This window comes from Nitrososphaera sp. (assembly GCF_013388945.1).
GTDB lineage: Archaea > Thermoproteota > Nitrososphaeria > Nitrososphaerales > Nitrososphaeraceae > Nitrososphaera.
In genome coordinates this window covers 43,525-66,808 of the sequence record NZ_JACAEH010000010.1, presented here as the reverse complement: position 1 = coordinate 66,808, position 23,284 = coordinate 43,525, and the positions used below count along the sequence as shown (strand labels likewise).

Genomic DNA, 23,284 nt, shown 5'->3' with positions numbered 1-23,284 from the left:
CCTACCCATCCTTGGCGTGCGCAAGGAGCTTCTTTATGTCGTCCAGCCCGAAAAACAAAAAGATGTAGACCCTGACGTTGCTCTTTGGTGCGTACAGTTCTACGCCTGCCAGGATGAGGCTGTTTGTCCGGACCGCTATCTCTGCTATTGGGTCGCCAAGTATCGCGCCAAGCGATTCAATTGCAAATCCCGGCACGGAGCAGTCTATCCGAAATCCAGTCGAGTCGGAGATGGCGTTCAGGACTGAACCTGCAAGCAGTATGTTGCCCACCTCGGCAAGCGATGACTTGCCCATGGAATCCAGCCTGTCAAGCGTGTCCTTGCCAAGGAGCTTTGCCGCAAGGCTCAGCGCCTGCGACTCTTGCATGAACAGGAGCATGCCAATGCGGACGTCTCCCTCGGCACGCAGGTAGATGGCACACATCTCCTGGTTCATGAAGGGCAAAAGTATGCCGTCTATGTCCTGCAGGTGCATCAGGTTCATGCTGCGTACAGAGTACTCGACCTCTTCTCCAAGTATCATGGAAAATGCCGGCTTGGTCTTGCGTCCTATGTACGAGTTCAGCAGGTCCTTGAGCGTCTTCAGTTCTGTTTCGTTCAGTGATGATGTCATCATGACCATAATCCTCCTAAAGCTTGGCGGGGTCCAGTATCAGCGCCACCTTGCCGTCGCCGAGTATCGTTGCCTCAGACGACACGGACGAGGATGCGCCGGAGCTGTCCAGCCGCTTTACCACTATCTCCTGCTTGCTCTCAAACGCGTCGACTATCAGGCCGTAGGGCCTGCCGTTCTTGTTCACTATCACTACTGTCATAAAGTCCGACGAGTCCTGCTGCTTTATGCCAAGCGCGTTGCCGGTCCTTGCAAGCGGCACCACCTGGTCGCGGAACATTATCACTTCCTTTCCGTGGACTATTTTCACGCTCTTTGTGTCGACGCGCATCGTAGATATCACGCTTGAAAGCGGGAGCACGTACTTTTCGTTGCTTATCGTTATCAAGAGCCCTCCGATTATCGCAAGGCTCAGCGGTATCAGGAGCGTAAAGCGCGTGCCCTGGCCTTTTTTGGTCTCTATCTTGACCTGGCCGCCCACGAGCTCTATCTGGCTGAACACCACGTCCATGCCGACGCCCCTGCCGGAAATGTCTGTGACCTGCTTTGCAGTCGACAAACCGGGCGTGCCCACGAGGTCGAGCGCCTCATCGTCGGTCATCGCGTCGGCCTCCTCCTTTGTGATTATCTTCTTTTCCACCGCCTTTGCCTTGACCCTTTCAAGGTCTATTCCCCTGCCGTCGTCCTCCACCGTTATCATGACCCTGTCGCCCACCTTCGACGCGGCAAGCCTGATTGTTCCCGTGCGGGACTTGCCTGCCCCTTCTCTTTCGTCGGGCATCTCTATAGCGTGGTCGACGGCGTTTCTGAGCATGTGCAAAAGCGGGTCTGTGATGGCGTCAAGCACCGTCCTGTCAAGCTCTATCCCGAGCCCGTCCATCTCCAGCTTGACGCTCTTGCCTTGGCTTGAAGAAACGTCTCTTATCATGCGCGGGAACCTGTTGAAGATCTGCTCGACAGGCACCAGCCTGAGCTTCATGGTCTGGTACTGCAGGTCCGACACGAGCCTTCCAAGGCTCATGAACGTGTGTCTGACCCTGTTGTCAGTCGTGTTGTTACCTACCATCTGCTCAAGGCGCATCTTGGCTATCAGCAGTTCGCCGACAAGGTCGACAAGCGAGTCGAGATCCTGCATCTTGACGCGGATCGTCTGCGGCAGGGCAGAGTGCTGCTGCGACGCTGTCTCGCCCTGCTTTGCAAGCGATGCCGGGTTGCGCAGGTCGTTGAGGTACTGCTCGACGTTTACCTTCTTGTTCTCGTCGTCTATCATCTCCTGCACGGTGTCAAAGCACTTGAACAGATAGCTGAACATCTCTGACGAGATGTTCTCCTCGCCCTTGCGGAACTTGTCAAACAGCTCCTCTATGGCCTTGCACAGTTCCTTTATCTGGTCGTAGCCCATGGTCGCCGCCATGCCCTTGAGCGTGTGGGCGGACCGGAAAGCCGAGTCGAGGTGCTCCTTGCTCTTGGGGTTTTCCTCAAGCTTCAAGAGCGCCTCGTTCATGTTCTGGACGTGCTCGTGCGCCTCCTGCACGAACAGGTCGCGGTACGCAGACTTGTCGTCGCTCACTGTGCCTGCGCCACCATCCTTTCAATCTCCTCCGGTATCGATTCAGTCGGGAGCAGCCTGTCGACTGCGTTCATCTCTGCCGCGGCCCTTGCCATGCCAAACACGACAGAAGACGCCTCGTCCTGCGCGACGGTCCTGCCGCCGTTTCTCTTTATCATTTTCATTCCAAAAGCGCCGTCGTGGCCCATGCCTGTCAGGAGCACGCCGACTGTCTTGCTGCCGTACACCTGCGCGGCAGACACCATGCTCATGTTTATCGCCGGCCTGACTCCGAATCTGCGGGGCGACTTGTTGAGCTCGACTGTGCGCGACTGCCTGACCAGCATGTGAAAGTCGCCAGGCGAAAGGAGCGCAGACCCAGCGCTAATGGCGTCGCCGTCGCGCGCTTCTCTAACCGGGATCCTTGAAAGGCCGTTGAGCCTCTCTGCAAAGCTTTTCGTAAAGCCTTCGGGCATGTGCTGGACGATAAGAACTCCTGCCGGAAGGTCTGCCGGCAGCCTGGACATTATGTCGCTCACGACGCCCGGTCCTCCCGTCGAGGCGCCTATCACCACTACCGCCGAGCCCTCGGCCTTTGGCTCGCCGCGTTTCACGGGGCTCTCGGGCCTGCGTACGTACCTTGCGCCCGGCTTTAGGTGCCTTGTCTGCGCGGCTATCTCTATCTTGGAAACAAGCGTGTCTTTGAGCGAGCGCATCTTTTCCGGGTCGTCCTGGGGCACCGGGACAAAGTCGACTGCGCCCATCTCCAGTGCGTCAAACACTATTCCTGCGCCCTTTTGCCCGTAGCTGCTAACAAGCACTATCGGCACCGGCGTTGTTGGCATGACGTTTTCTATGAACGAAAGCCCGTCCATGTTCGGCATTTCAAGGTCCAGGAGCACGACGTCAGGCTTGCTCTTGCGTATCTTGCGCAGCGCGTCGGCGCCGTCATTTGCGGTGTCGCACACGTGGAGCCTGCTGCTTGAAGATATCAGGTCGCTGAACAAACTTCGCATGTAAGTCGAGTCGTTTACCACCATGACCTCGATCTGCTTTGCCGACATGAAGGACAGGCCCTCTCACCGGCCCCTCATTACCTTGCTCAGGACTGCCGACACCATCGCCCTGTCAAACGGCTTGACGACATAGTCTTTGGCACCGGCCTTTATTGCGTCCTGCATTATCTGTTTCTGCTCTACAGAGGTGACCATGATTATCTTGGCGGCAGGGTCCATCGCCATGATGGACTTGAGCGCCTGCATGCCGTCAGTCCCGGGCATGTTGACGTCCATCGTGGTGATGTCCGGCTTGTTCTTGCGGTACATGTCAATTGCCGCCGCGCCGTCGCCTGCCTCCAGGATGTTTGTAAACCCGTTGGAGTTCAGTATGTCCTTCAGTATTGTCCGCATGAACAGGGCGTCGTCTACGACCAGTATCTTTGTCGAGCTCCTCGACGACACTACCTTCCAGCCTCCATCCCTTCGGCTCCGCCAAGGAGCATCTTCAGGTCAAGTATCACGATCAGCCTGTCGTGTATCTTGGCAATGCCCTTGACATAGGGCGAAGTCTCTGCGACGCTTGCGGGGTTGGGCTCGATGTCGCTTGCAGGTATGCGCATCACCTCGTCGACCTCGTCCACTAGGAGGCCTGTCAGGGTAGAGCCCACGCCGACTATGAGTATCCTTGTAGACGCGTTGACCTCCTTTATCGCCTGGAAGCCCAGCTTCTCCTTCACGTCGATTATGGTGATTATCTTGCCCCGGAGGTTCATGACGCCTTTGACGTACGCCGGCGCGTTAGGGACCATGCTGATGTTTTCCAAAAGCCCTATCTCCTGCACCTGGGACACGTCTACTCCGTAGTCCATCCGCTTTGACAGCTTCTCTTCAAGCAGGCTGAACACCAGGATCTGCGAAGAGTTGTCTGCCACTGCAGTCGCGCTCATGGGCTGGCCTCCTCCGAGCGCCGGCCGCTGTTATTGAAGATGCCTGCGATCATTGCACTCACAAATTTCGTATGGCGACGGCGTTAATATGGGCAAGTATGTCAAATCACGTACGGGAAAAAATCGTGGCGCAAAAAAACGCGGGTCAGCTTGACTGGAGCTTTTGTATGATGACAGAGTGCCAGCCAGAAGAATAGGTCTCGTAGCCGGTGGAGACTGCGTGCGCGATGCAGCAGTCGTTGTCGTTGTACTTTTTCATCACAAATCCTTTCTTAATCGCGTAAAGCTCGCCCTGGCCGGCAAAGTGTATGCTGTCCTCAAGTATCCTGCCTTCAGTGTCTGCAAGCACCGTGCCCTTGTCGTCTACGATGCAGACCCTGCTGTTGGATTTTTCTTCCTTGCTAAGAGGCGTCTTGTTGACTATCTCCTGCGCAAGGGCCTCCCAGTTGAACACGGTTCCAAGCACGCCCAGGACCTTGCCGTTGCTCTGGCAGTTTTCGCGCACGCAGCAGGAAAACACGACTGCCATCTGGTCGTTTACAAGAGGCGACCTGTGCACCGCCTGGAAGCCGAACTGGTCGTTTGACGCGTTGTTCATCGCAGACTCAAACCACTGCGTGTTTCGCTGGTTCGTGCCCTGTGACCTGAACTGCTGCGGCCTGCCGTTTGCAATCACGTTCCCGTCTATGTCGCACAGCACCAGGTCGAAATATACGGTGTATGCGTCAAGTATCACGCCGAGGCGCTTTGAAGCCATCTCGCGGCTGTCGTTGCCCCTGTCTGAAAGCGCGGAGACCATGCTGACGTCCTTTGCCCACCACCTGACGTCACACGACCTTTCGTACAGGTTGCGGTCTATGAGGTCGATGTTTGTAAGCGCAAGGTCTGAAAGCCTTATGCCGCGAATGTTCGTGGCCTGCATCTTGATGATGTTCTTGAGCTCGCTAATCGCGCCCCTGCTCTCCTTGCGGAGCTTGTCAGTCGTGTCGACTATTTTCCTTGAAAGCCTGCTCATCTCCTCTGCTACCACGCTGAAGGCCTTGCCTGCCTCGCCGGCCCTGCTTGCCTCTATCAGCGCGTTTATGGCAAGGACCTGGGTCTCGCCGTTTATGTGATCTATCTGGTTGATTGCAGTCTCGGTCTTTGCGGAAAGCATCTCGGACAGCTTGGCGACTGTCTCAAGCGAAGAGTTGTTTTCGGCGCTAGCCACTTGTTCAGCGTGCATGGACAAGTTGTAGACAGGTGGCGATTAAAAGAGCAAGTATGTCAAATACAGGTTTGACAGCGCGCCTGTACAAAAAGTATATAACAATTGACATGTCAAAAAGCGTGCGGACAAATTGGCTGAGAGGGGTCAGATTGCGTACCTGGTTGCGTGCTGCACGCTGGCATTTTACGGGTTCTTTACTGCGATGTACCACATGGCCGACATTGCCACAGGCCTTGACCTTGACAGCTCCAACCCCGTCGCCTCCGTCGCGCTAAAGTTCAGGGCAGGAATCGAGTGCAGGGACTATGTCGCGCAGACAGGCGACGAGTCGTGCTATTTGCGCTGGCACGTATAGGTACGATAGTAACAGAGGTATCTATAATAAAATTCAAATATACGAATCTGCAGCTGGATGGCGGTAATGATGGACAAGGAAAGACAGGTCCTCTACGAGGAATTTGGCCGGCTCGGAATCCCAGTCAGCGTTTTGCACCCTCTGTCCAACTCGGCGCTAAAGGATCTTCTAGGTTCTATCAAAGAAGCAATTGTAGGATACCGTGAGAGCGCCAGCATCTCAAGCAGCGCCTGAGCCTGGCCCTCGCGGTAAGAGAGGCATGGATACTAGTTTACAGCCTCTTCATGGCTCCCTCCAGATATTGCCCTTATTTGCCCGAGCAGCGGCTTTTGTTCTTCCTTCTTCGATTCTTCCTTTTTCGAAAAAGGAGTCTTTAGCCTGAACGGCTTCTTTTCCTGCGCCGGCTTTTCCTCGGCCGCCGGAACGGCAGGCTTTGCCTGCTCGTCTGAATGGTCCGTCTTGAACCTGGCTATCAGGCCCTGCGACTTTTCTGCTATCTTGGCAAGCTCTTGCGCGGCGTTGGTCACTTCCTGCATGCTTGCAGTCTGCTCTTCAGTCGCAGCCGACACCTGCTCTGCCGAGGCCGCGGTCTCTTCGGCGACGGACGCGACTTCTGCCGTCAGCTTCGTCACGTTTTCTGCCGCCTTGACCTGGCCCTGCGTGCTTGTTGCTATCTCCTGGACCTTCTTTGCTGTCTGCAGCGCCTCAGTCGATATGGCTTCAAGCGAGGAGAGCGCCCTGTTGATGATGTCCGTCCCTTCGTAGACCTCCTTCGAGCCAGACTCGATGTTCACCACCGACGCCTCTATGGTGGTCTTGATCTCCTCGACCAGCTTGGCAATTTCCTCGGAAGCCTTGAGCGACCCTTCCGCGAGGCGCTTTACCTCGTCGGCCACCACCGCAAAGCCCTTGCCTGCTTCCCCTGCCCTTGCGGCCTCTATCGCCGCGTTCAGGGCAAGAAGGTTGGTCTTGTCGGATATGGTGTTAATCACGCTGAGCGCCGAGGCTATCTGGGCAGACTTTTCGCTTATGCCCTTGATGTCAGACACCGCCTTGTTGACAAAGTCGTGTATCTTTGTCATCCTCTTGGCGGCATCTGACGCTGCTGTCTGGCCTGCCTGCGCGGTCTTGCCTGTCTGCATGGCCTGGCCCGCGACCTCCTCCGCCGACCTTGACACGTTCCTCATTGTGTTCCTGAGGTCGTCGGCTATCCTGTTGTTCTCTTCGAGCCTCTTTGCCTGATCCTGCGTCCCCTTGGCTATCTGCTGGACGCTTGTCGACACCTGGTTGATGGACGCATTCACCTGCTCGGTAGACGCCGCCATCTGCTCTGCTGTGGACGAAAGCGTCAGCGAGTTGCCCTGGGCCTGCTTGACAAGCTCGCGGATCCCGGACACCATACCGGCAAACGACCTTGAAAGCACGCCTATCTCGTCGCTTGACTTGACCTCTTCCAGCCTGACCATGAGGTCGCCCTCGCTTACCTGCTGCGCCACCCTGCTCATTCCAGCTATCGGCCTCGAGATGGATCTCGAGATGAAAAACGCCGCGACACCTATTGCGCCTGCCGCGGCTCCGGTGATTATCGTTGCCTGGTTCTGCAGGTCTGTTACCGGCGCGTTTATCTCTGAGACGTCAAACTCTGCCAGGAGCACAAACCCTGCGTCCTTTTCACATGCAGAGGCACCGTAGACCGGTATGCCCCTGTAGTCAGGGTAAATGCCGTTTACAGTCGTGCCCTTTGCAAAGCACTCCTGGACTGGAAGCGTGTTTACCATCTGGTTAAAGGCTGCGCCTTCCACGAACCTGGACTCGGATATCATGAGCCCATCCCTGTTCACGAGGTAAGTCTCGCCCGTCTCCTTGAGGCCTTCCCTGTTGAGCAGTATCTCGGATGCGACGTGTGTGTGCACGCTTGTGTACATGACGCCGATGACGTCGCCTGCGCCCGAAGTCACGGGGAGGATTATCGTGCGCGCGCCTTCCTTTGTGGCAGGGTCAAACTCTACAAACCCGAACTTCTGAGTCTTGCCCTTCTGGAAGTTTGCGTCCTGCGCGATGTTTTTGCCGACTTCAGAGCTGTCTGTGGAGAAGAACACCGTGCCCTTCTCTGACACTGCCTTCATCTTGTAAAAGCCGCTGGCGCCGCCCGTCGCCTGGCCGAACTCTGAGAACTTTTGCGCAAGAGCCGCCGACGCGTCGCTGATCGCAGAGTCGCTCACAGGCGCCCCTGACTCTTTAGCGTCGTACGCCTCAAACAGCCTCTGCACCGTCTCGCCGGATGCAAATGTCGAGGCCTGCTGCACGCGCAGCTCGTTCAGGTTCTTAATCGCCTGCGCCCTGCTTGCCGCAAGCGACTGGACCTGGTCTGCAACCATGTCGCTCATGGAGCCCTGCGCTGCGTTGAAGTTGACGACGGCAAGCGAAGCCATCGGCACGACTGACATCGCGACAAAAAGGGCTATCAGCTTTCTGTTCAGGCTGTTTGTGAGGATGCCTAGCATTAGGACGCGCCTCCGCAAGCTGCCTGAAATACTGAAGCCTCTGTCTTCCGATCAGTATCTCTTGTTCTGTTCATAGTGATATCGCCTATCTTTGCAGAGTGGGGAATAAAACGGGGATTGTGTCAAAATCCGTACGGACTGGTCACGCAGTGGACGTGGGCTGCCAGCGCGCCAGCATGCCGCGCAGCACTTCCTCTATGTCGCCTGCGCCCACGACCTTCAGGTCGCTCTGGAGTGACTTTGCCGGCGCTCTCATCGCAGACGGGTCGGAAAGCGTTACGAGTATCTTGTGGTCGGCTTTCACGTCCATGCACTTGACCAGAAAGCCAATTACTGCAGACTGCGTGTCGGGCCCTGCGATGTCCAATACCACCGTGCCGCCCTTGCCCTGCGCCACTATTGCAAACTCGTGCGAAAGGCCGCTTGCGCCTTTCAATTGCTTCTGGATTTCAAACCCTGCTCCTTTTAGGAGCTGTACTGCAGACGCCAGGGCGCGCGCAGCCTTTTCCTGGTCCTCTATGGCCTTTATCCTGTCAGACATGGCAGACGAGGACGACCAGAGGCTTTCAAACATCGCGCTGTAGTGATCCACGTAGTCGCGCACGCTCGACCATATCGCGCTCTGGCCCCTGCTTCCGGCTGCCGGCGTCAGCATCACCTCGTCGTCTGCAAGCGTGATGTTGACGCCTGCCTTTGCGTCGACGTGCCGGACCTCACACCTCTCAAGTGCTCTCACCTTTCCGAGCGAGTCCTTTTCGATGGCTGTCAGCACGCGCACCTTCATCTTCTTGCCTGCGCCGGCAAGCGTGTCGCGCGAAATACTGTCGAAAAACGCCGCGTCGTACGGGACAGAGATGTGGAGTACGTGCCTTTTTGCCCGGGCAAGCATGCTCCTGTACAGCTCGGATATCGGCTGCGTGCCTTTTACTATGAGTATGTCTTCAAGCGCCTTGCCGCCTTCCTTCATTATGTTAATCCGCGTCCGCGCGTCCACGGCGTTCTGCCAGCTGTCGCCCAACAGCCCGCGGATTCCTGCAACAAAGTTGCGCCCGTTCATCCACAGCGCCACGTCGCCCGACGCGCTGTCCGCCCTTGTCATCGCCGACACAACAAGCTCCGAGTCGTCGGTGACAAGGAGCATGCTCATGCCGGGTATCTTGGTGTGCCTTATCTCTGCAAACTCGGAGTACTCCTTTATGGTCTCCTCAAGAGAGAAATCGACATCTGTCAGGATCATGACCTTCGCACCCCTTTTCCTTGCCTTTGCAAATTCTTCTGGAATCTCTGTGTAGGCTATTTTCATCAGGTCCTCGCGCTCGACGTATGCAAGTATCACCGACCTTGCGGCCCCCGCCATCTTGGCTATCATCGAATATACCTGCGACTTGCCCTGCACTATCTTGTACTTGGCTTCCACCTGTGGCTTTTGGTGCAGCTTGAACTTGGCAAGCTCCTGGATGACATCATGCCGGGCTGACTCCATCTTTTCCAGTTTCTTTGCGGCGTGGCCTATCAGTTTTTCAATGGCGTTTTCTGCCGGGATTGCGGAGAACATCACCGGCCTGCCCATCGTTGACTCGACTATGTTCATCTCCTGCAGCCTCTCCAGTATCCTGTACACCTTTATCCTGGCAAGCCCGCACGACTTGGCAAGGTCGCCTGCCTTTGACTCGCCTGAAAGATAGAGGTCTCTCAGGACAGCGGCCTCCTCCTGGTCGAGCCCCAGATCTACAAATCTACTGGTAATGTTTTCAAGCGACACGTGCAGATATGCAGCTGCCGAGCGGATTTTACAAGATTTGCATGAATATCGTTATACATGCCATCCTAGAAATGCCCCTGCCGGTGGCGCCCTGCATGCAAGCTCGTTCCGGCGTACACACTCCCGCTTAATACTCAAACGCGCTAGATGTATGGCATGAAGTCGAAACAAAGGCAAACGCGTCGTGGTGTGATCGGCATCGAGTCCGCAATCGTGCTGATCGCCTTTGTCATGGTGGCAGCAGCTCTGTCTTTTGTCATCCTGAACATGGGTTTTTCCACCACGCAGAAGGCAAAGACAACCATCACGTCCGGTCTTAGCGAGGCAAGCAGTGCAATGGAAATCACTGGCGGCGTCGTGGGGAGCGGCAATGTCACGCAGAACAGACTGAACTACTATGCGATACCTATCAAGGTCGCGCCCGGGGGCGAGTCAGTCAACCTCGAGGTGGAAAACACCGCGATAAGGTACTACAGCAAGAACATCGCGCTTGAGAGCATATACAAGGGGATACTCCCGACAGGGACGTACTCCAACAGCACGGCGGCAATAGCGGCTGCCAAGACTGCGAACATGATAAACCAGTACCCGTGGACAGGAAGCGGCATGAACCAGACTTCGGCCCTGGTGTACTTCACTACGAACAAGAACAACAACAAGATCCTGGACACGGGCGAAAACGCCATAGTGCTGGTGATGTTCAAGAACACCGACAAGCCGACATCGCTTGACGAGATCAAGACCGAGATAATCGTGCCGACAGGCTCGCTGCTCACGGTCAAGAGGCACGTCCCCTCGATCTATGACGCCATAGTCGACTTGGGCTAGCACACAAACCGGGCGCCGGCCGCATCCGCGCCACCTTCTGACTTCGGCCGGCGTCCTTCCCATTTATCTATCCTATACAGAAATTATAGTCATTTTAGAACCGATGTCTATTCCGTGCGCGTCTGCAAACCCTGCCGTTCCTGCTACTATGTAGAGCGCCTTTGAAGTCGGCTTGTACGTGCAGCCGACCTGGTCCAGTATGTTCCCGCACGGCTCGACGTTTTCCTTGATATAGACTGCGTTGCCGTCCTGGTCAAACCAAACGAGGTCGAGGTTGTACTCTACGTTTAGCATCCATATCTCGTAGAGGTCCGGCGTGTCGTACTTTATCAGCATCGCAGTGTCGTATGGCAGAACGTCCTGCCTAAACGTCATCCAGCGCTGTCTCTCTGCCGTGGTTTCTGCAATCTCTACCGTTAACACGTCGTCGCCGATGCGCACCGTGCCTTTTGAAAAGTCGCCGGACCTGTCCTTGATGTCCTGCGGCATGAACGCGATGCCGAGGCCGCCTATCAGGACGGCTGCGGCAAAGGTGGGTATGAGGACTGCCGACTTGCGCGCCACGAAGGCAGTGGGGCGGAAAACAGATTTGAACTTTTAGGTGGAGGGGGTGGGATTTGAACCCACGAACCCCTGAGGGACGGGATCACCCATCCCGCATTCGTGATGTCGCGGGAATAAATGACGCCGTGCGCGCCATGATCTTGAGTCCTGCGCGTTTGACCGGGCTTCGCTACCCCTCCACGCAGGCGTGATGATCCGTGCTCCTTATTTCTTGCTTGCGCCTTAAAGTTAATTTGCAAGTGCTTCCAAAAATATTGTGGCTTATGGCAAAGCCCCAGACAGTTACCCGGCTGTGCATCAAGTGTCATTCAAAGACGGTACACGAAGTCCGCGACAGGACCGTTGCAGGGACACGGGTCGTCTGCACGGACTGCGGCTTTTCTCAGGTCGTAACAAAGCTTGAATCCTAACCTTTATTACGAGATTCTCATAAACTACGCTCCATGAAGATAAGCGAACTCAAGGCTGGAATGCGCAACGTCAGCGTGACAGCCAAGATAGACAGCGTGGGCCAGCCCCGCACGGTCAACCTAAAGTCGGGCGGCACGAACAACGTCGCAGATGCAGTCATTTCCGACGAGTCGGGCTCCATCAAGCTGTCGCTGTGGGGCGACGACATCAACAAGGTCAAGCCCGGCGACAGGGTCTCGATAGAGAACGGCTACATCAACACCTTCAAGGGCGAGAACAGCATCAGCGTCGGCAAGTTCGGCAAGATGACCAAAGTCTAGCTGATGTATCCCGTGTTCTGGGGGCGCTGCTGGCCTTCTGAGGCCGGCCTTGCCCTTCCCGACATCTGCTGCTCTATAGTCTGTATCAGCATCTCGGTGTCCTTTGCCCTCTTGTCCAAGTTTGCCATGTCTACTTTCAGGTTTATCAGCTTCAGAAGGACTTCCAGCACCGCCTTTGAGGCCTTGGCATCGACGACATAGCCCGAAGTCTCGCCAAGCAGGCACGTGCCTTTGAGCCCGCGCATCTTGGCAATCCCTATCACAAGGCCGTTCATGCCTGTGATGCTTCCGCTGTCCATCGCAGAGACGTTGTTATTTGCAAAGCCTGCTACTGTTTCAGTGTCAGTTGCTGTCCCAAACACGCGGGGCTTTTCCACAAACACGCCGGTGATGTATGCGGCAAGCGTGAACACCTGCTTCATCCCAAGATTGCCTGCAAAATCGAGTATCTGCGACGCAAGCGCGTATTCCGAGTCGGGGTTCTGCGGCTGCGTGTCGCCTGTCAGCAGTAGCAAACTTGCGTCGTCGCCTTCCCACCAGAAAATGCTGTTTTTCATGAGCTCTGCCGTGCCGTCAGCGCCTATCAGCACCTGTGGCGGAAAGGAACTTGAATAAATGTCGACAAGCCGTGTTGCCTTTAATTCTTCAATGAGGTGGTCGACTGCGAGCTTGCCCACAAACCCCGAGCCTGGAAAGCCGCACACGAGGTGGGGTGCCGTCTTGGGCTTTGGCATTTCCCCCGTATGGATGAACCTAATCTCCGGCTCTGGCACAGGGTGCAAAGCCCAACATGCACTTTAAAGCCTTTGGTATTTCGGGTGTCCTTAAATAACATGGCGCCAGACTGTACCTGTGCCCTACCAAATCGTGGTGACCATAGACGACAAGGAGACTACGACTGACGCCGTCAAGACTATGGTGACCTTCATCAATGAAGCGCTAGGCAGGATGCAGGTATCGTCGTTTTCAGTCGACTGCTTCCGGGACGGGATGAAGGTGATGATGGGACTGGAGAGCGCGCCGGAAGAAGCGAAACCTTCAGAACAGGAAAAGCAGTAGCGGGTATTCTTGCAGTATCATTAGGTGCGAAAGATGGAGCCTCGGGCGGGATTTGGACCCGCGACCTCTACCTTACCAAGGTAACGCTCTGCCAGGCTGAGCTACCGAGGCTTAAACGAAAGTTTCTCCACGAGGGTTTGATTAAGGTATCGAACCCCGTCAAGGTTTAATTACCAAAATCCGCGTCTGCACAATGTGCGCGGGGGTTGTAGAGCCCGGCCAAATAGGAAATCTTGGAGACGCGGGACTTAAGATCTCACAATGGGTCATCCCGTCCCTCAGGGGTCCGTGGGTTCAAATCCCACCCCCCGCACCTTTTCACGAAATCTTTGCAAGCACGCCCTTGACCAGCGCGTCATGCTCGTACGGGCGCCTGACGACCACCGACAATCCATAATCAGGTTCTTTGCCTGCAAAGTGGAACACGTCTGCGTTTTCCATGCTCATCATGATGTAGCGCGCTTTTCCAAAATACTCCTCGTTTGTCTTTAAGATTGACCTGACTATCTCTGTCTGGAGCCCCATTATCTCGTTCCGTTCCTCTTTAGGTACAGGGACGCCGGGAGCCACGTACCATGCTACTGCCTTGTTCTTGCGGAGCCAGGCTGTTATCACGATGTTTGGATTAACCTTGGCAACCTGAGCGCAAAATTCGTTTGTATAGTCCACATGTTTTGAAAAAGCGCACAAATATTATACTTTTACGAAGGCCGGCACTGGTTCTTTTCCTTGTGGTCGTAAAAGTGCGACTGGCAGTAGTCGTTGCCGCAGTCGTCGCAGTGCCACCCCGATAGAGTGTAACATACGACGCACTTGCCAACCGGCTTGTTGTAGTCATAGTCCTTGCGCGGCTTTTTTTGCGGTAGTTGCTTTTGCTGTCTTGGCTGCGCCTTCATGTCTGCTCAAAGATGTTGGGTTTGAAAAGGTGGAAAATACATTGACTAGGGAACCTCAAAAGCACTTGCATTTGCGCAAGCCTTGCACAACAGCGTCAATTGTGCTCTCGGTTATTTAAGGTTGATGGCACACCGGTTCTGGAATACACCATGAACGGCCTGTCGGTCACCACGTGGTCGTGGGAGATGACCGAGTCGTACAGGTCCACCTCGGATTCGTCGATGTTGTGGGTGCACAGGAACACTCTGGCGGAGGTGTGCTCCTCCTGCTTTACCGGGGAATGCTGGCACGATACCAGGTTGCAGTAGGCCCTTGCGCCCGCCACGACGTTCTCCCCGTCGTCGTACCTGGCTTCAGCCAGCCGATGCTGCATTCTTGTACCCGCCGCGGTAGTTCGCTGGAAAAACGCGTCGAGCACCTGCTGCCTGCTCGAGTAATTACTACAGAGCAGTATCACCCTCCCGCGCCTAAGGTCGCCGGCAAACTTTAGGACCTCGAACTTGTGGGCCTCTTCTACTATCCGCGCCGTGCCCAGGGAGCGGTCAAGGTGCGGGAGGCTCTCAAGCAGGCTTTCCCTTATCTCGTGCAGGAAAACCTCCGAACCGTAGCCAAAGACCTGCCGGATTGCCACCGATATCAGGTCGTACCTTGTCAGAAGGATATGCCGGGGGAGCCTGTGCATGGCACAAAGGTGGTTGACCAGAAGGTCGTAGCAGGGCTCGCCGAGGAGCTTGAACGCCCTGATGATCGCGTTTTCCACGATGTTGTTTGCCGCAGTCAGGGGGCGGTATCCCGCGCTGATGAGGAACTGGTGTATCTCTAACATGCGCCAGCGTAAAAGTCGCTTTTTGAATAGTAAAACAGGTGTCTGTACGCCTGTACGAGCTTGCGGGATGCAAGATTTAATTATCTTGGGCAGGGCTATCAGCTCCAGATGTCAGCCGCCAAGACGATAGTGGAAGTCACGGTGATAGGCAAGGACCGCAAGGGGGTAGTCGCAGACATCACCAACTTTATCTTCAAAAACGGCGGCAACATCGAAAAGATTAGCCAGAACGTCGTCCGTGGGCTGTTTGGCATGCAGCTTGAAGCCTCGTTCCAGAAGGCCGACCGGAAAGAACTCGACAAGGGCCTTGCCGAGCTTGCAGACAGGCTAAAGATGGAGATAAAGGTACACTACCAGGAGCCCGGGCGCCTGCGCAAGGTCGCCATCCTGGTCAGCAGGGAGCCCCACTGCCTTGCGAGGCTTTTGCATGGGCGCAAGAAGGGCGAGATAAAGGCCCACATTGCAGTCATCATCGGGAGCGAGCCCGCGCTCAAGTCTATGGCGGAGGACGCCGGCATACCGTTCCATGCGGTGTCGCACACGGACCAGGCGCAGGCAGAAAAGGAAATCCTTGAGCTCATCGAAAGGTACGACGCAGATCTTATCGTGCTTGCCAGGTACATGCGCATACTCACTCCAAACTTTGTGTGGCGCTACCCTAACAGGGTGATAAACATCCACCCTTCGCTCCTGCCCGCGTTCCCGGGCGCCTACGCCTACGTCCAGGCGTACGAGCGGGGCGCAAGGATAGTGGGCTGCACAGCGCACTTTGTAACGGAGGACCTGGACCAGGGGCCGATAATCTGCCAGGAGTCGTTCAAGGTGTCGCAGGCAGACACACTTGACACGATAAAGAAGAAGGGCCAGGAGCTCGAGGCCGAGACGCTCTTTGAGGCAGTCCGGCTGTACCTTGAGGACAGACTTGAAGTGTACTGGGGCAAGGTAGTCGTGCATGACAAGTAAACCGGTGAACTGACATGTCAATCCCGGTCCCGGCGATGAACGAATACGGATTTCGGCACGACATAAAAAAGTGCAAACGAGCGATAATCCCGGTGGGCTCGCTTGAGCAGCACGGCGCGCACCTGCCGGTTTCAACAGACGCGCTCATCGCTGAATACCTGGCGCACCAGGTAGCCGCAAGCGTCGGCGCGTTCGTGCTCCCTGTTATTGCGTACGGCGTGTCGTTTGAGCACATGCCGATGTTTCAGGTGTCAGTGCGCAAGTCCACTCTGTCGTCGCTTGTCCGCGACGCGTGCGCGTCTTTGGCCGGCAACGGGATAAAGGACATAACTATCTTCAACGGCCACCACGGAAACATCAAGGCGCTGCAAAACATTGGACGCAAAAAAGGCGTCTCTGTTCGCGTCGTCCACTACTGGCGCTTTATGGAGCAGGAGCTGGGCCACGCCGGCGACGCCGAGACGTCGCTCATACTTGCCATTGCGCCGGAGCTCGTGCACATGGACCGCGCAAAGGCAGGCTCAAAAAAGCCCGACAGGGAGGCGTTTGCCAAAATTGCAGACAAACCGGGCTCTTTTGTGAAAATAACCGGCAACGGGGTCTGGGGCGACCCGCGGGAGGCGTCTGCCGAAAAGGGCAGGCAGCTGATACAGCAGATTAGCGCCAAGATAGCAAAGGCCGTGCTTGAATCATAGAGGGCGCGTGCGAATTTTAATATATGGCATAAATGCGCTTACCTTTCGATAAATTACATGTCCGTTGATATGGCTGTTAAGGTTCTCGACGAGAGCCTCGGTAAAGTCGTGCTCATCAAGCTGAAGGGTGGCAAAGTGATAAGGGGCAACCTCCACGGCTTTGACCAGCACATGAACCTGCTCCTTGAGGACTCGACTGAGATTCTGGACGAGGGCAAGACCAACGACCTTGGCACCATAGTTGTCAGGGGCGACAACGTCGTAATCATCTCGCCCCCTCCAAAGTAGGTGAACCAGTATGACAAAAGGCACAACCTCGATGGGCAATTTCACCCGCAAAAAGACCCACATACGCTGCAGGAGGTGCGGGCACAACTCGTTCCACAAGCGCCACAAGCGCTGCGCCAAGTGCGGCTACCCTGACCCGCAGATGCGCAAGTACACCTGGATAAAGCGCCAGGTGGTCTAGGGTTCTGTCAAGTTATAGCTGATACCTGACTTCTACCCATCGACTGGGAGGATTAGCGTCAGTCTCACGTTCCCCTTCATCGCTTCACCTGCCAAGCCTTTTGAACGCTGGAACACTGCAGCGCCCTTCGGAGCAATTCACTCCTTGAGTTTCGCACGGACATGGAGCTTTATGGGGTGCGATACCCGACCTGTTGCTCGCCCACATCAGATTACTTGGCATCCGAGCACTTCTTCATTTGCCTTGCGCAGTCCTCATCGACTGACGGCTTGTTGTGCATCCTATCAACGACTGCCATTTAAGTAGGGGAGCACCCCGGGGAGAGGGGAATCTCCGTTCAATCAAATACTTGACAAAACTTCTCTAGCAAAGCTTTTCTGTATCCCCGGCGGTTAGATCGCCATGGTGGAGGAGTTTGCAGTCATTGCCGGCTCGTCGGCTGCCGGCGCCATTTCTGCCGCAATCATGGCCCGGATGTCAAGGCTCAAGGAAAAGACAGCAAAAGAGCCCAAGTCTGTCAACGCCGCAAGGGTCGAGCTTGCCTCGCTCCTCTTTGAAAAGACGCTTGCAGCAGAGGCAATAACCCGCATATACGAGGCGGCCCAGGAAGGCAAGGTCGAGCGCCTTGAGCGCGACAGGCTCTTGCTGAAGTACAAGCGGGACCTCGATTCTCTTAACGAAAGGATTGCCACATTGCAGCCGGTTGCCGAGTATGCAGACCTCACGGAGGTGCGCAACCAGCTGGTCTCTCTCATACAGGACAGGATATCTGCTATCGATGCGAAACTTGCCCAGATGTCAAGCGCCAAGCCAATAGTGGTCGAGAGGGTGCAGGTCATGCCCACGCCTGAGAAGGTGGTGGACGACTCGGACAAGAAGCAGTTCAAGGCAGAAGAAAAGAGCATAGAACAGCTGCAGGGCGAGATAATGCAGGCGCTCACCCGGCTCGAGCAGGTAGAGCTGGACAAAGACTGACACAAAGGCGCGTTTTTCCGTGAAAGCAGTCGACCACGACGCTATAGCAAACATACTGACCCTGCGCTACGACCCGCACAGGCCGCAGACAAGGCCGCTTTCTGCCACAGACTTTAGGCCCGCTAAAAAAAGTGCGGATGGCGCGGAAGTGCGCATTTTAGAAATAATCGAGCAGGACCTTGACAGCGTAAAGGCGGATAGCGCGGCGGTGCTCATGAGCGGCGGCGTGGACTCGGCGCTCACGCTTGCTATGATAAGAAAGTTCAGGCCTGACATCAAGGTGTCGTGCGTAAGCATGGGGTTTGGCGACCCCGACGACGAGGTTGGCCCCGCGCGGGCGATAGCAGACTCGTTTGGCTGCGACTTTGAGGCCGTGGTAAGGGGCGACGTGCTGTCCGACCTGCCTATGCTTGTGAGCATCGTCAAAGAGCCGCGGTGGAACCTGTACCAGTACTATGCGCTCAAGGCAGCAAGGTCAAAGTCAAGGCTCATTTTCTCCGGCGACGGGGGCGACGAGCTTTTCGGCGGCTACACCTTCAGGTACCAGAAATTCCTGTCGCTTCTGCCAAAAAGGGCCAGCTGGAAGCAAAAGGCGCAGTTATACGTCTCGTGCCACGAGCGGGACTGGGTGCCAGACCAGGAAAAGGTGTTCGGGCCAAAGGTCAGGTTCTCTTGGGACAGGATATACTCGCTTTTGAAAAGGCACTTTGACAATTCCCTTGACCCGCTTGACCAGGTTTTCCTTGCAGACTATGACGGCAAGCTCCTCTACGACTGGATCCCTGCAAACATCGCCTTTGCAAGGGAACTTGACGCCAGGATAACGTCGCTCTTTCTTTCAAGCAAGATGACCAAATTTGCCACGCACCTGCCCTGGCAGGCAAAGTACTGTCAGGAAACTGCCACGGGCAAGCTCCCCCTCAGGTCTATTTTGAAAAAGCAGGGGCTGCATGCAGAGCCTGTCAAGAAGGGCTTCTCTGTAGATACAATCGCGCTCTGGAGCAGGGACGCCCGGGAAATCACGGATCGCTACGTTAACTCGGGCTCTGAGGTGGTAAAAGCGGGCATCATAAGCGGAGAATGGGTGGAAAAGACGCGCTCAAGGCTAGAGTCCGAGCCTGACTTTCGCTACGTGAACAAGATGCTTGCAATACTTGCACTTGAAGTCTGGTGGCGCCTGTTTGTCAGCCGCACCATGAACAAGTCCGAAAAGCTCTGATGCAACATTTTTTATAGGAATTTCCGGCAATCCCTTTCACCCTTGGGCTCGTACTTTGCGATAGTGACGTGCAGGAACTCTGAGGCAAACATAGAGCGGGCGCTTCTCTCGCTAAAGGCCCAGACAGTCAAGCCCGCATACGTGATAGTTATAGACGACGGCTCGAGGGACAGGACGCCTGAGATGCTGAAGAGGCTGCAGGCCGGCTGGCCTGACTTGTACGTCATTACAAACCCTGACCTTGGCTACGACATCGCCCGCGTCGTGAGCAACTGGAACAAGGCATTAACTTATGCCCGGCAGAACGGCCTGCCTGCGACTGACTACCACATGATAAGCGCAGACGACGTCATGTACGAGAAGGACTATGTCGAAAAGCTTATGCGCAGGATGGACCATGGCGAGATAGCAGTCGCTTCGGGCAACTACGGCGAGCACGGCGCGGTGACGCCGCACGGCGCCGGCAGGCTTGTAAGCAACAGGTTCTTTGAAAAGCGCCACGGCCTGTATCCTGAAAAGATGGGCTACGAGTCGCTCGTCCTTCACACCGCCGTGCAGCAAGGGTACTCGTGCGCGGTCTTTGACGACGCGCGCTTTGAGCACGTCCGCCCGCTTGGGTCAAACCACCACTTTTACGAGTTTGGCGCCAGCATGAAGACGCTTGGCTACCACCCGCTCTTTGTGCTGGGAAGGTTTGCGCTGTATTTTGCGACAGGCAGGCCTATCGGGAGGCTTGGCGCGCTTTACATGCTCTACTACTACCTGTCGTACAGGCCAAAGGACACAGGCTACAACAGCATGCACGACAGCGACGTACGACGCTTCATCCGCAGGCACCAGCTGAAGAGGATAAAGAGCAGGCTCGGCGTGGCCTAGGCCGGGAACTTGCGCCTGACAGCATCTTCAGTGTCGGGGCCTATGAGCGAGTCCTTCTTGTGGGCCTTGAGTATGGCGTCGAGGTACTCCTTGACCTGCCTCGTCTCTTCAGGCGTCACCTTGCCCTCTATCAGGCGTATCTGGTACATGGATATCCAGGCCCATATCCAGTTCTCCTTGAGCCACGCCTCGTTCTCGATGACGTACTGCTTTTTGCGGTGGTAGTAGCCTATCGCAATCGCTGCAGGCACGTAGACGACGACAAAGAGGGCGGCAAACACGAGCGTGTTGTCTATGACGCCCTGCAGAATGGTGATTCTCTCAATCGCAAAGTTGTACGTGATGAGGATAAAGTTGACAAACGTGAGCACAAACGCCAGGTATATGCTGTGGCCGTTTCTGAAATCTAGCCAGCGCCTCTGCAGAAACTGGTTGGCCATCAATACATGTCCTGAATTCTTATTAATTTAGTTTCGCTTTGCGCAAAGAATCGGAAAAGCAAAATACCGAGCCAGACGCAGAGGTGGTGTTTGGCGCAGATACTCTCGGGGCTTGCAGTCGCAGCAGACGTAAAGGAGCGGGTGAGAAAGGCAGTCGAGGAGCTGAAGAGGCAGGGCGTCACGCCGTGCCTTGCCACCGTCCTCGTGGGCGACGACCCGGCTTCTGCCACCTACGTCAACAGCAAGCAAAAGACCGCAAAGGAGCTCGGAATCGCTACGCGCGACCACCGGCTCAAGGCGTCTTTTACGCAGCAGGAGCTCCTTGACCTTGTGCAGCTCTTAAACAGCGACCCTGAAGTGCACGGCATACTTGTACAATTGCCATTGCCCAAGCACATCGACGAGTTTGCGATAACAAGCTCCATCAGCCCGCTAAAAGACGTGGACGGACTGACGCCGTACAGCGCCGGCATGCTGCTTAACAACATGGCCCACCTGAAGCCCTGCACGCCTTCAGGCGTCATGGAGATCCTCGACTTTTACAAGATAGACGTCGCAGGCATGGACGCGGTCATCGTAAACAGGAGCAACCTCGTGGGGCTGCCGCTGGCATTGATGCTTGTAGAAAAGAACGCGACTGTAACTGTCTGCCATTCAAGGACAAAAAACCTCGCAGAGAAGCTGCGCAATGCCGACCTCGTCGTGACGGCTGTGGGCAACAGGGAGCGGTTCACGCTGACTGCAGACATGGTAAAGAAAGGAGCGATAGTGATAGACGTCGGGACAAGCAGGCACGCCGGCAAGCTTGCAGGCGACGTGGATTTTGACGCCGTAAAGGAGAAGGCGTCTTGGATAACGCCGGTGCCCGGCGGCGTTGGCCCCATGACGATTGCAATGCTCATGAAAAACACGGTCTCTGCCGCCTCGATATCGAGAGTGATGCAGTAGCTGCCAGACGTGCGTGCAGAAAAGCAGAGGCTCCGCCGGCGCATGCTTGAAAAGCGCAACGCACTTCCCGCCACAGAGGCAGCAAGGCTTGGCGCGCTAGCGCAAAAGCACGTCGTCGAGATCCCGGAATTCGAGTCGGCCCGGACTATAGGGATATACTATCCGCTGGGCTCGGAGGTGCGCACAGACGAGATAGCTAGGGCGGCAAGGGCAGGTGGCAAGAAGGTGTCGCTTCCCCGGACAGAAGGAAACATGATCAGGTTCTACGAATACAAAGAAGGCGACGACCTGGTGGAGGGCAGGTTCGGGGTCATGGAGCCGGCACCCTCCCACCCAGCTGGGCCGCTCGACCTCGTGGTAATCCCCGGCGTCGTGTTTGACGCGCAGGGCTGCAGGATAGGCTACGGCAAGGGGTTTTACGACCGGTTTTTAGCAGAGCGGCTGGCGACTTTCTCGGTGGGGCTGGCGTACTCTTTCCAGGTCGTGGAAGCGCTCCCGAGGGGCAGGTTTGACAGAAAGCTGGGCGCGCTTGCCACCGACGAGGGCATCATGTACTTTTAGCGTATCGCCCTTCTTGCGATGTCGGTCCTGTAGTAGTGGCCGTTCTCGCCCCATCTTATCTTCCTTACAGCAGAATAGGCGCTGTCGATGGCATGCCTTGCGTCGGCGCCAAGCGCGGTCACTCCAAGCACCCTGCCGCCTGCAGTCACGACCCTTCCCTGCGCGTCCCTTGCAGTGCCGGCGTGAAAGACCATCGTGCCGGGTCCAAAGTCAGAGTCGAGGCCCTCAATCACCTCGCCCTTCTTGTAGCTTCCCGGGTATCCGCGAGAGGCCATGACTACGCACACCGCCGTCTGGTCGTGCCACTCTATGGGAGGCATCGAGTCGAGCCTGCCGTCGATTGCGGCCTGCATGTACTCGTAGAGGTCGGACTTCATTCGCATCATTATCGGCTGGCACTCGGGGTCGCCCATGCGCGCGTTGAATTCAAGAACCGAAGGCTCGCCTGTCTTTTCGTCGACCATGATGCCTGCGTAGAGGAACCCCACAAAGGGCGTCCCGCGCTCCTGCATCTTTCTTAGCACAGGCTGCATCACGCGCTTTACTATCTTGTCGTGCAGATCGCTGTCGACGACAGGCGCCGGCGAGTACGCGCCCATGCCGCCGGTGTTGGGGCCCCTGTCGCCGTCAAATATGCGCTTGTGGTCCTGGCTTGAGGCAAGGGGCATTATCGTCCTGCCGTCGCAAAGCGCAATGAACGACGCCTCCTCGCCTGACAGCCTCTCCTCAACTACCACGCTTGCGCCTGCCTGCCCAAACTCCTTTCCAACCATTATCTTGCCCACTGCGTCAAGTGCCTGCGCCGCGCTGTCGCAGACGATGACGCCCTTGCCCGCCGCCAGCCCGTCTGCCTTTACGACAAGCGGCCTGTCCTGGCGTTTGATGTAGTCTTTCGCTTTGTCGGCGTCAGAAAAGGTGGCAAACGCGGCTGTCGGGATATTGGCGCTTTTCATGAACTCCTTAGCAAAGACCTTGCTTGCCTCAAGCATCGCGGCCTTCTTTATGGGGCCAAATATCCTGAGTCCCTCCTTTGAAAAGGCGTCGACGACACCGAGCGAGAGCGACTCTTCCGGGCCGACCACTGCAAGGCAGTCCTTTCCTATCTTTTTTGCAAACCTGACGAGGCCGTCGACGTCGTTGTGCTTTATCGCAACGTTTTCAGACGTGCCGCCGTTCCCCGGCGCGTGGTAGACCTTGCTCACGCGTGGGCTCTGCGACAGCTTCCACCCAAGGGCGTGCTCCCTGCCGCCGGAACCGATGACCAGAACCGTGCCTGACACGGCACGGGTAGACCA

30 protein-coding genes and 3 tRNA genes are annotated in these 23,284 nt (G+C 56.1%); 16 read left to right on the top strand and 17 right to left on the bottom strand.

Annotation, left to right across the window (positions count from 1 at the left end):
• Position 1 precedes the first annotated feature (1 nt).
• The 6 genes from HXY31_RS06160 to HXY31_RS06135 all read right to left on the bottom strand — a co-directional run bounded on the left by HXY31_RS06160 (position 2) and on the right by HXY31_RS06135 (position 5,317).
• Positions 2-616 (bottom strand): chemotaxis protein CheC, encoded by a 615-nt coding sequence (locus tag HXY31_RS06160; RefSeq protein ID WP_292640924.1) that lies wholly within the window; start codon positions 614-616, stop codon positions 2-4.
• A gap of 13 nt (positions 617-629) precedes the next feature.
• Positions 630-2,183: a chemotaxis protein CheA gene (locus HXY31_RS06155; RefSeq protein WP_292640922.1), complete on the bottom strand. Its 1,554-nt coding sequence runs from the start codon at positions 2,181-2,183 to the stop codon at positions 630-632.
• Positions 2,180-3,226, bottom strand: coding sequence for a chemotaxis response regulator protein-glutamate methylesterase (locus HXY31_RS06150; RefSeq protein WP_292640920.1), 1,047 nt, complete (start codon positions 3,224-3,226; stop codon positions 2,180-2,182). Before HXY31_RS06150 ends, HXY31_RS06155 begins: the two co-directional genes overlap by 4 nt.
• Before the next feature lie 15 nt (positions 3,227-3,241).
• On the bottom strand, positions 3,242-3,622 hold the full coding sequence (locus HXY31_RS06145) for a response regulator (RefSeq protein WP_292640919.1): 381 nt from the start codon (positions 3,620-3,622) through the stop codon (positions 3,242-3,244).
• On the bottom strand, positions 3,622-4,107 hold the full coding sequence (locus HXY31_RS06140; RefSeq protein WP_292640916.1) for a chemotaxis protein CheW: 486 nt from the start codon (positions 4,105-4,107) through the stop codon (positions 3,622-3,624). The genes HXY31_RS06145 and HXY31_RS06140 overlap by 1 nt, the downstream gene beginning before the upstream one ends.
• Before the next feature lie 145 nt (positions 4,108-4,252).
• Complete coding sequence (locus HXY31_RS06135; RefSeq protein WP_292640914.1) at positions 4,253-5,317, bottom strand: methyl-accepting chemotaxis protein; 1,065 nt, start codon at positions 5,315-5,317, stop codon at positions 4,253-4,255.
• 130 nt (positions 5,318-5,447) lie between these two features.
• On the opposite strand from HXY31_RS06135, the gene HXY31_RS06130 reads away from it, so the two are divergent.
• Positions 5,448-5,672, top strand: a complete 225-nt coding sequence (locus HXY31_RS06130; RefSeq protein ID WP_292640912.1) for a hypothetical protein — start codon at positions 5,448-5,450, stop codon at positions 5,670-5,672.
• A 66-nt stretch (positions 5,673-5,738) separates the two neighbouring features.
• Positions 5,739-5,906: a hypothetical protein gene (locus tag HXY31_RS06125; RefSeq protein WP_292640910.1), complete on the top strand. Its 168-nt coding sequence runs from the start codon at positions 5,739-5,741 to the stop codon at positions 5,904-5,906.
• Positions 5,907-5,938: 32 nt separating this feature from the next.
• Here the strand turns inward: HXY31_RS06125 and HXY31_RS06120 are convergent, their stop codons facing one another.
• Together HXY31_RS06120 and HXY31_RS06115 are read right to left on the bottom strand one after the other, a co-directional pair.
• Entirely contained in the window at positions 5,939-8,176 is a 2,238-nt protein-coding gene (locus tag HXY31_RS06120) for a methyl-accepting chemotaxis protein (RefSeq protein ID WP_292640908.1), read from the bottom strand.
• Positions 8,177-8,318: 142 nt separating this feature from the next.
• A complete protein-coding gene (locus HXY31_RS06115) occupies positions 8,319-9,938 on the bottom strand; it encodes a TrmB family transcriptional regulator (protein ID WP_292640906.1) in 1,620 nt (539 codons plus the stop codon).
• 189 nt (positions 9,939-10,127) lie between these two features.
• On the opposite strand from HXY31_RS06115, the gene HXY31_RS06110 reads away from it, so the two are divergent.
• On the top strand, positions 10,128-10,766 hold the full coding sequence (locus tag HXY31_RS06110; protein WP_292640904.1) for a hypothetical protein: 639 nt from the start codon (positions 10,128-10,130) through the stop codon (positions 10,764-10,766).
• A 72-nt stretch (positions 10,767-10,838) separates the two neighbouring features.
• Here the strand turns inward: HXY31_RS06110 and HXY31_RS06105 are convergent, their stop codons facing one another.
• A complete protein-coding gene (locus HXY31_RS06105; protein ID WP_292640902.1) occupies positions 10,839-11,330 on the bottom strand; it encodes a DUF192 domain-containing protein in 492 nt (163 codons plus the stop codon).
• A gap of 38 nt (positions 11,331-11,368) precedes the next feature.
• Positions 11,369-11,509, bottom strand: a tRNA-Leu gene (locus HXY31_RS06100).
• An 84-nt stretch (positions 11,510-11,593) separates the two neighbouring features.
• On the opposite strand from HXY31_RS06100, the gene HXY31_RS06095 reads away from it, so the two are divergent.
• Positions 11,594-11,740, top strand: a complete 147-nt coding sequence (locus HXY31_RS06095; RefSeq protein ID WP_292640899.1) for a hypothetical protein — start codon at positions 11,594-11,596, stop codon at positions 11,738-11,740.
• Between the two features lie 33 nt (positions 11,741-11,773).
• On the top strand, positions 11,774-12,061 hold the full coding sequence (locus HXY31_RS06090) for an OB-fold nucleic acid binding domain-containing protein (protein WP_292640896.1): 288 nt from the start codon (positions 11,774-11,776) through the stop codon (positions 12,059-12,061).
• Here HXY31_RS06090 and HXY31_RS06085 read toward each other — a convergent pair.
• A complete protein-coding gene (locus HXY31_RS06085; protein ID WP_292640893.1) occupies positions 12,058-12,834 on the bottom strand; it encodes a proteasome assembly chaperone family protein in 777 nt (258 codons plus the stop codon). The two genes, HXY31_RS06090 and HXY31_RS06085, sit on opposite strands and share 4 nt — an antisense overlap.
• A 79-nt stretch (positions 12,835-12,913) precedes the next feature.
• Here HXY31_RS06085 and HXY31_RS06080 point away from each other — a divergent pair, with 79 nt between their 5' ends.
• Complete coding sequence (locus HXY31_RS06080; RefSeq protein WP_292640890.1) at positions 12,914-13,120, top strand: hypothetical protein; 207 nt, start codon at positions 12,914-12,916, stop codon at positions 13,118-13,120.
• A gap of 34 nt (positions 13,121-13,154) precedes the next feature.
• Here HXY31_RS06080 and HXY31_RS06075 read toward each other — a convergent pair.
• Positions 13,155-13,231: transfer RNA gene (locus HXY31_RS06075), tRNA-Thr, on the bottom strand.
• A gap of 88 nt (positions 13,232-13,319) precedes the next feature.
• Between HXY31_RS06075 and HXY31_RS06070 the strand changes: the two genes are divergently transcribed.
• Positions 13,320-13,433, top strand: a tRNA-Leu gene (locus tag HXY31_RS06070).
• Positions 13,434-13,438: 5 nt separating this feature from the next.
• Here HXY31_RS06070 and HXY31_RS06065 read toward each other — a convergent pair.
• The 3 genes from HXY31_RS06065 to HXY31_RS06055 all read right to left on the bottom strand — a co-directional run bounded on the left by HXY31_RS06065 (position 13,439) and on the right by HXY31_RS06055 (position 14,843).
• A complete protein-coding gene (locus HXY31_RS06065) occupies positions 13,439-13,789 on the bottom strand; it encodes a hypothetical protein (RefSeq protein WP_292640888.1) in 351 nt (116 codons plus the stop codon).
• Positions 13,790-13,821: 32 nt separating this feature from the next.
• Complete coding sequence (locus HXY31_RS06060; protein WP_292640886.1) at positions 13,822-14,016, bottom strand: hypothetical protein; 195 nt, start codon at positions 14,014-14,016, stop codon at positions 13,822-13,824.
• 95 nt (positions 14,017-14,111) lie between these two features.
• Positions 14,112-14,843 (bottom strand): hypothetical protein, encoded by a 732-nt coding sequence (locus HXY31_RS06055; protein WP_292640884.1) that lies wholly within the window; start codon positions 14,841-14,843, stop codon positions 14,112-14,114.
• Between the two features lie 108 nt (positions 14,844-14,951).
• Between HXY31_RS06055 and HXY31_RS06050 the strand changes: the two genes are divergently transcribed.
• The 7 genes from HXY31_RS06050 (at position 14,952) to HXY31_RS06020 (ending at position 20,040) form a co-directional block, all read left to right on the top strand.
• On the top strand, positions 14,952-15,806 hold the full coding sequence (locus tag HXY31_RS06050; protein ID WP_292640882.1) for a formyltetrahydrofolate deformylase: 855 nt from the start codon (positions 14,952-14,954) through the stop codon (positions 15,804-15,806).
• Between the two features lie 14 nt (positions 15,807-15,820).
• Positions 15,821-16,501, top strand: a complete 681-nt coding sequence (locus HXY31_RS06045; protein WP_292640879.1) for a creatininase family protein — start codon at positions 15,821-15,823, stop codon at positions 16,499-16,501.
• Positions 16,502-16,558: 57 nt separating this feature from the next.
• Positions 16,559-16,789 (top strand): LSm family protein, encoded by a 231-nt coding sequence (locus HXY31_RS06040; protein WP_292640878.1) that lies wholly within the window; start codon positions 16,559-16,561, stop codon positions 16,787-16,789.
• A 10-nt stretch (positions 16,790-16,799) separates the two neighbouring features.
• Complete coding sequence (locus HXY31_RS06035) at positions 16,800-16,970, top strand: 50S ribosomal protein L37e (RefSeq protein ID WP_292640876.1); 171 nt, start codon at positions 16,800-16,802, stop codon at positions 16,968-16,970.
• A 402-nt stretch (positions 16,971-17,372) separates the two neighbouring features.
• Positions 17,373-17,945, top strand: a complete 573-nt coding sequence (locus tag HXY31_RS06030; protein WP_292640874.1) for a hypothetical protein — start codon at positions 17,373-17,375, stop codon at positions 17,943-17,945.
• Between the two features lie 19 nt (positions 17,946-17,964).
• Complete coding sequence (locus HXY31_RS06025; protein WP_292640872.1) at positions 17,965-19,164, top strand: asparagine synthase-related protein; 1,200 nt, start codon at positions 17,965-17,967, stop codon at positions 19,162-19,164.
• Positions 19,165-19,206: 42 nt separating this feature from the next.
• Positions 19,207-20,040: a glycosyltransferase family 2 protein gene (locus HXY31_RS06020; RefSeq protein ID WP_292640869.1), complete on the top strand. Its 834-nt coding sequence runs from the start codon at positions 19,207-19,209 to the stop codon at positions 20,038-20,040.
• On the opposite strand, the gene HXY31_RS06015 is transcribed toward HXY31_RS06020, so the two are convergent.
• Positions 20,037-20,480 (bottom strand): hypothetical protein, encoded by a 444-nt coding sequence (locus HXY31_RS06015; protein ID WP_292640866.1) that lies wholly within the window; start codon positions 20,478-20,480, stop codon positions 20,037-20,039. The two genes, HXY31_RS06020 and HXY31_RS06015, sit on opposite strands and share 4 nt — an antisense overlap.
• A gap of 90 nt (positions 20,481-20,570) precedes the next feature.
• Here HXY31_RS06015 and HXY31_RS06010 point away from each other — a divergent pair, with 90 nt between their 5' ends.
• Together HXY31_RS06010 and HXY31_RS06005 are read left to right on the top strand one after the other, a co-directional pair.
• Positions 20,571-21,428 (top strand): bifunctional 5,10-methylenetetrahydrofolate dehydrogenase/5,10-methenyltetrahydrofolate cyclohydrolase, encoded by an 858-nt coding sequence (locus HXY31_RS06010; RefSeq protein ID WP_292640863.1) that lies wholly within the window; start codon positions 20,571-20,573, stop codon positions 21,426-21,428.
• A 9-nt stretch (positions 21,429-21,437) separates the two neighbouring features.
• The gene (locus tag HXY31_RS06005) at positions 21,438-21,989 is read left to right on the top strand and encodes a 5-formyltetrahydrofolate cyclo-ligase (protein ID WP_292640861.1); all 552 of its coding nucleotides are present in this window, start codon (positions 21,438-21,440) and stop codon (positions 21,987-21,989) included.
• On the opposite strand, the gene purD is transcribed toward HXY31_RS06005, so the two are convergent.
• On the bottom strand, positions 21,986-23,269 hold the full coding sequence (purD, locus tag HXY31_RS06000) for a phosphoribosylamine--glycine ligase (RefSeq protein ID WP_292640859.1): 1,284 nt from the start codon (positions 23,267-23,269) through the stop codon (positions 21,986-21,988). The two genes, HXY31_RS06005 and purD, sit on opposite strands and share 4 nt — an antisense overlap.
• Positions 23,270-23,284: the final 15 nt, after the last annotated feature.

Bases quoted from the DNA above. Each gene is read 5' to 3' on its own strand.
- HXY31_RS06140 (WP_292640916.1), bottom strand. From the start codon at position 4,107: ATGAGCGCGACTGCAGTGGCAGACAACTCTTCGCAGATCCTGGTGTTC.
- HXY31_RS06040 (WP_292640878.1), top strand. From the start codon at position 16,559: ATGTCCGTTGATATGGCTGTTAAGGTTCTCGACGAGAGCCTCGGTAAA.
- HXY31_RS06030 (WP_292640874.1), top strand. From the start codon at position 17,373: ATGGTGGAGGAGTTTGCAGTCATTGCCGGCTCGTCGGCTGCCGGCGCC.
- HXY31_RS06045 (WP_292640879.1), top strand. From the start codon at position 15,821: ATGTCAATCCCGGTCCCGGCGATGAACGAATACGGATTTCGGCACGAC.
- HXY31_RS06150 (WP_292640920.1), bottom strand. From the start codon at position 3,226: ATGTCGGCAAAGCAGATCGAGGTCATGGTGGTAAACGACTCGACTTAC.
- HXY31_RS06090 (WP_292640896.1), top strand. From the start codon at position 11,774: ATGAAGATAAGCGAACTCAAGGCTGGAATGCGCAACGTCAGCGTGACA.
- HXY31_RS06160 (WP_292640924.1), bottom strand. From the start codon at position 616: ATGATGACATCATCACTGAACGAAACAGAACTGAAGACGCTCAAGGAC.
- HXY31_RS06015 (WP_292640866.1), bottom strand. From the start codon at position 20,480: ATGGCCAACCAGTTTCTGCAGAGGCGCTGGCTAGATTTCAGAAACGGC.
- HXY31_RS06120 (WP_292640908.1), bottom strand. From the start codon at position 8,176: ATGCTAGGCATCCTCACAAACAGCCTGAACAGAAAGCTGATAGCCCTT.
- HXY31_RS06035 (WP_292640876.1), top strand. From the start codon at position 16,800: ATGACAAAAGGCACAACCTCGATGGGCAATTTCACCCGCAAAAAGACC.
- HXY31_RS06060 (WP_292640886.1), bottom strand. From the start codon at position 14,016: ATGAAGGCGCAGCCAAGACAGCAAAAGCAACTACCGCAAAAAAAGCCG.
- HXY31_RS06050 (WP_292640882.1), top strand. From the start codon at position 14,952: ATGTCAGCCGCCAAGACGATAGTGGAAGTCACGGTGATAGGCAAGGAC.
- HXY31_RS06125 (WP_292640910.1), top strand. From the start codon at position 5,739: ATGATGGACAAGGAAAGACAGGTCCTCTACGAGGAATTTGGCCGGCTC.
- HXY31_RS06095 (WP_292640899.1), top strand. From the start codon at position 11,594: ATGGCAAAGCCCCAGACAGTTACCCGGCTGTGCATCAAGTGTCATTCA.
- HXY31_RS06055 (WP_292640884.1), bottom strand. From the start codon at position 14,843: ATGTTAGAGATACACCAGTTCCTCATCAGCGCGGGATACCGCCCCCTG.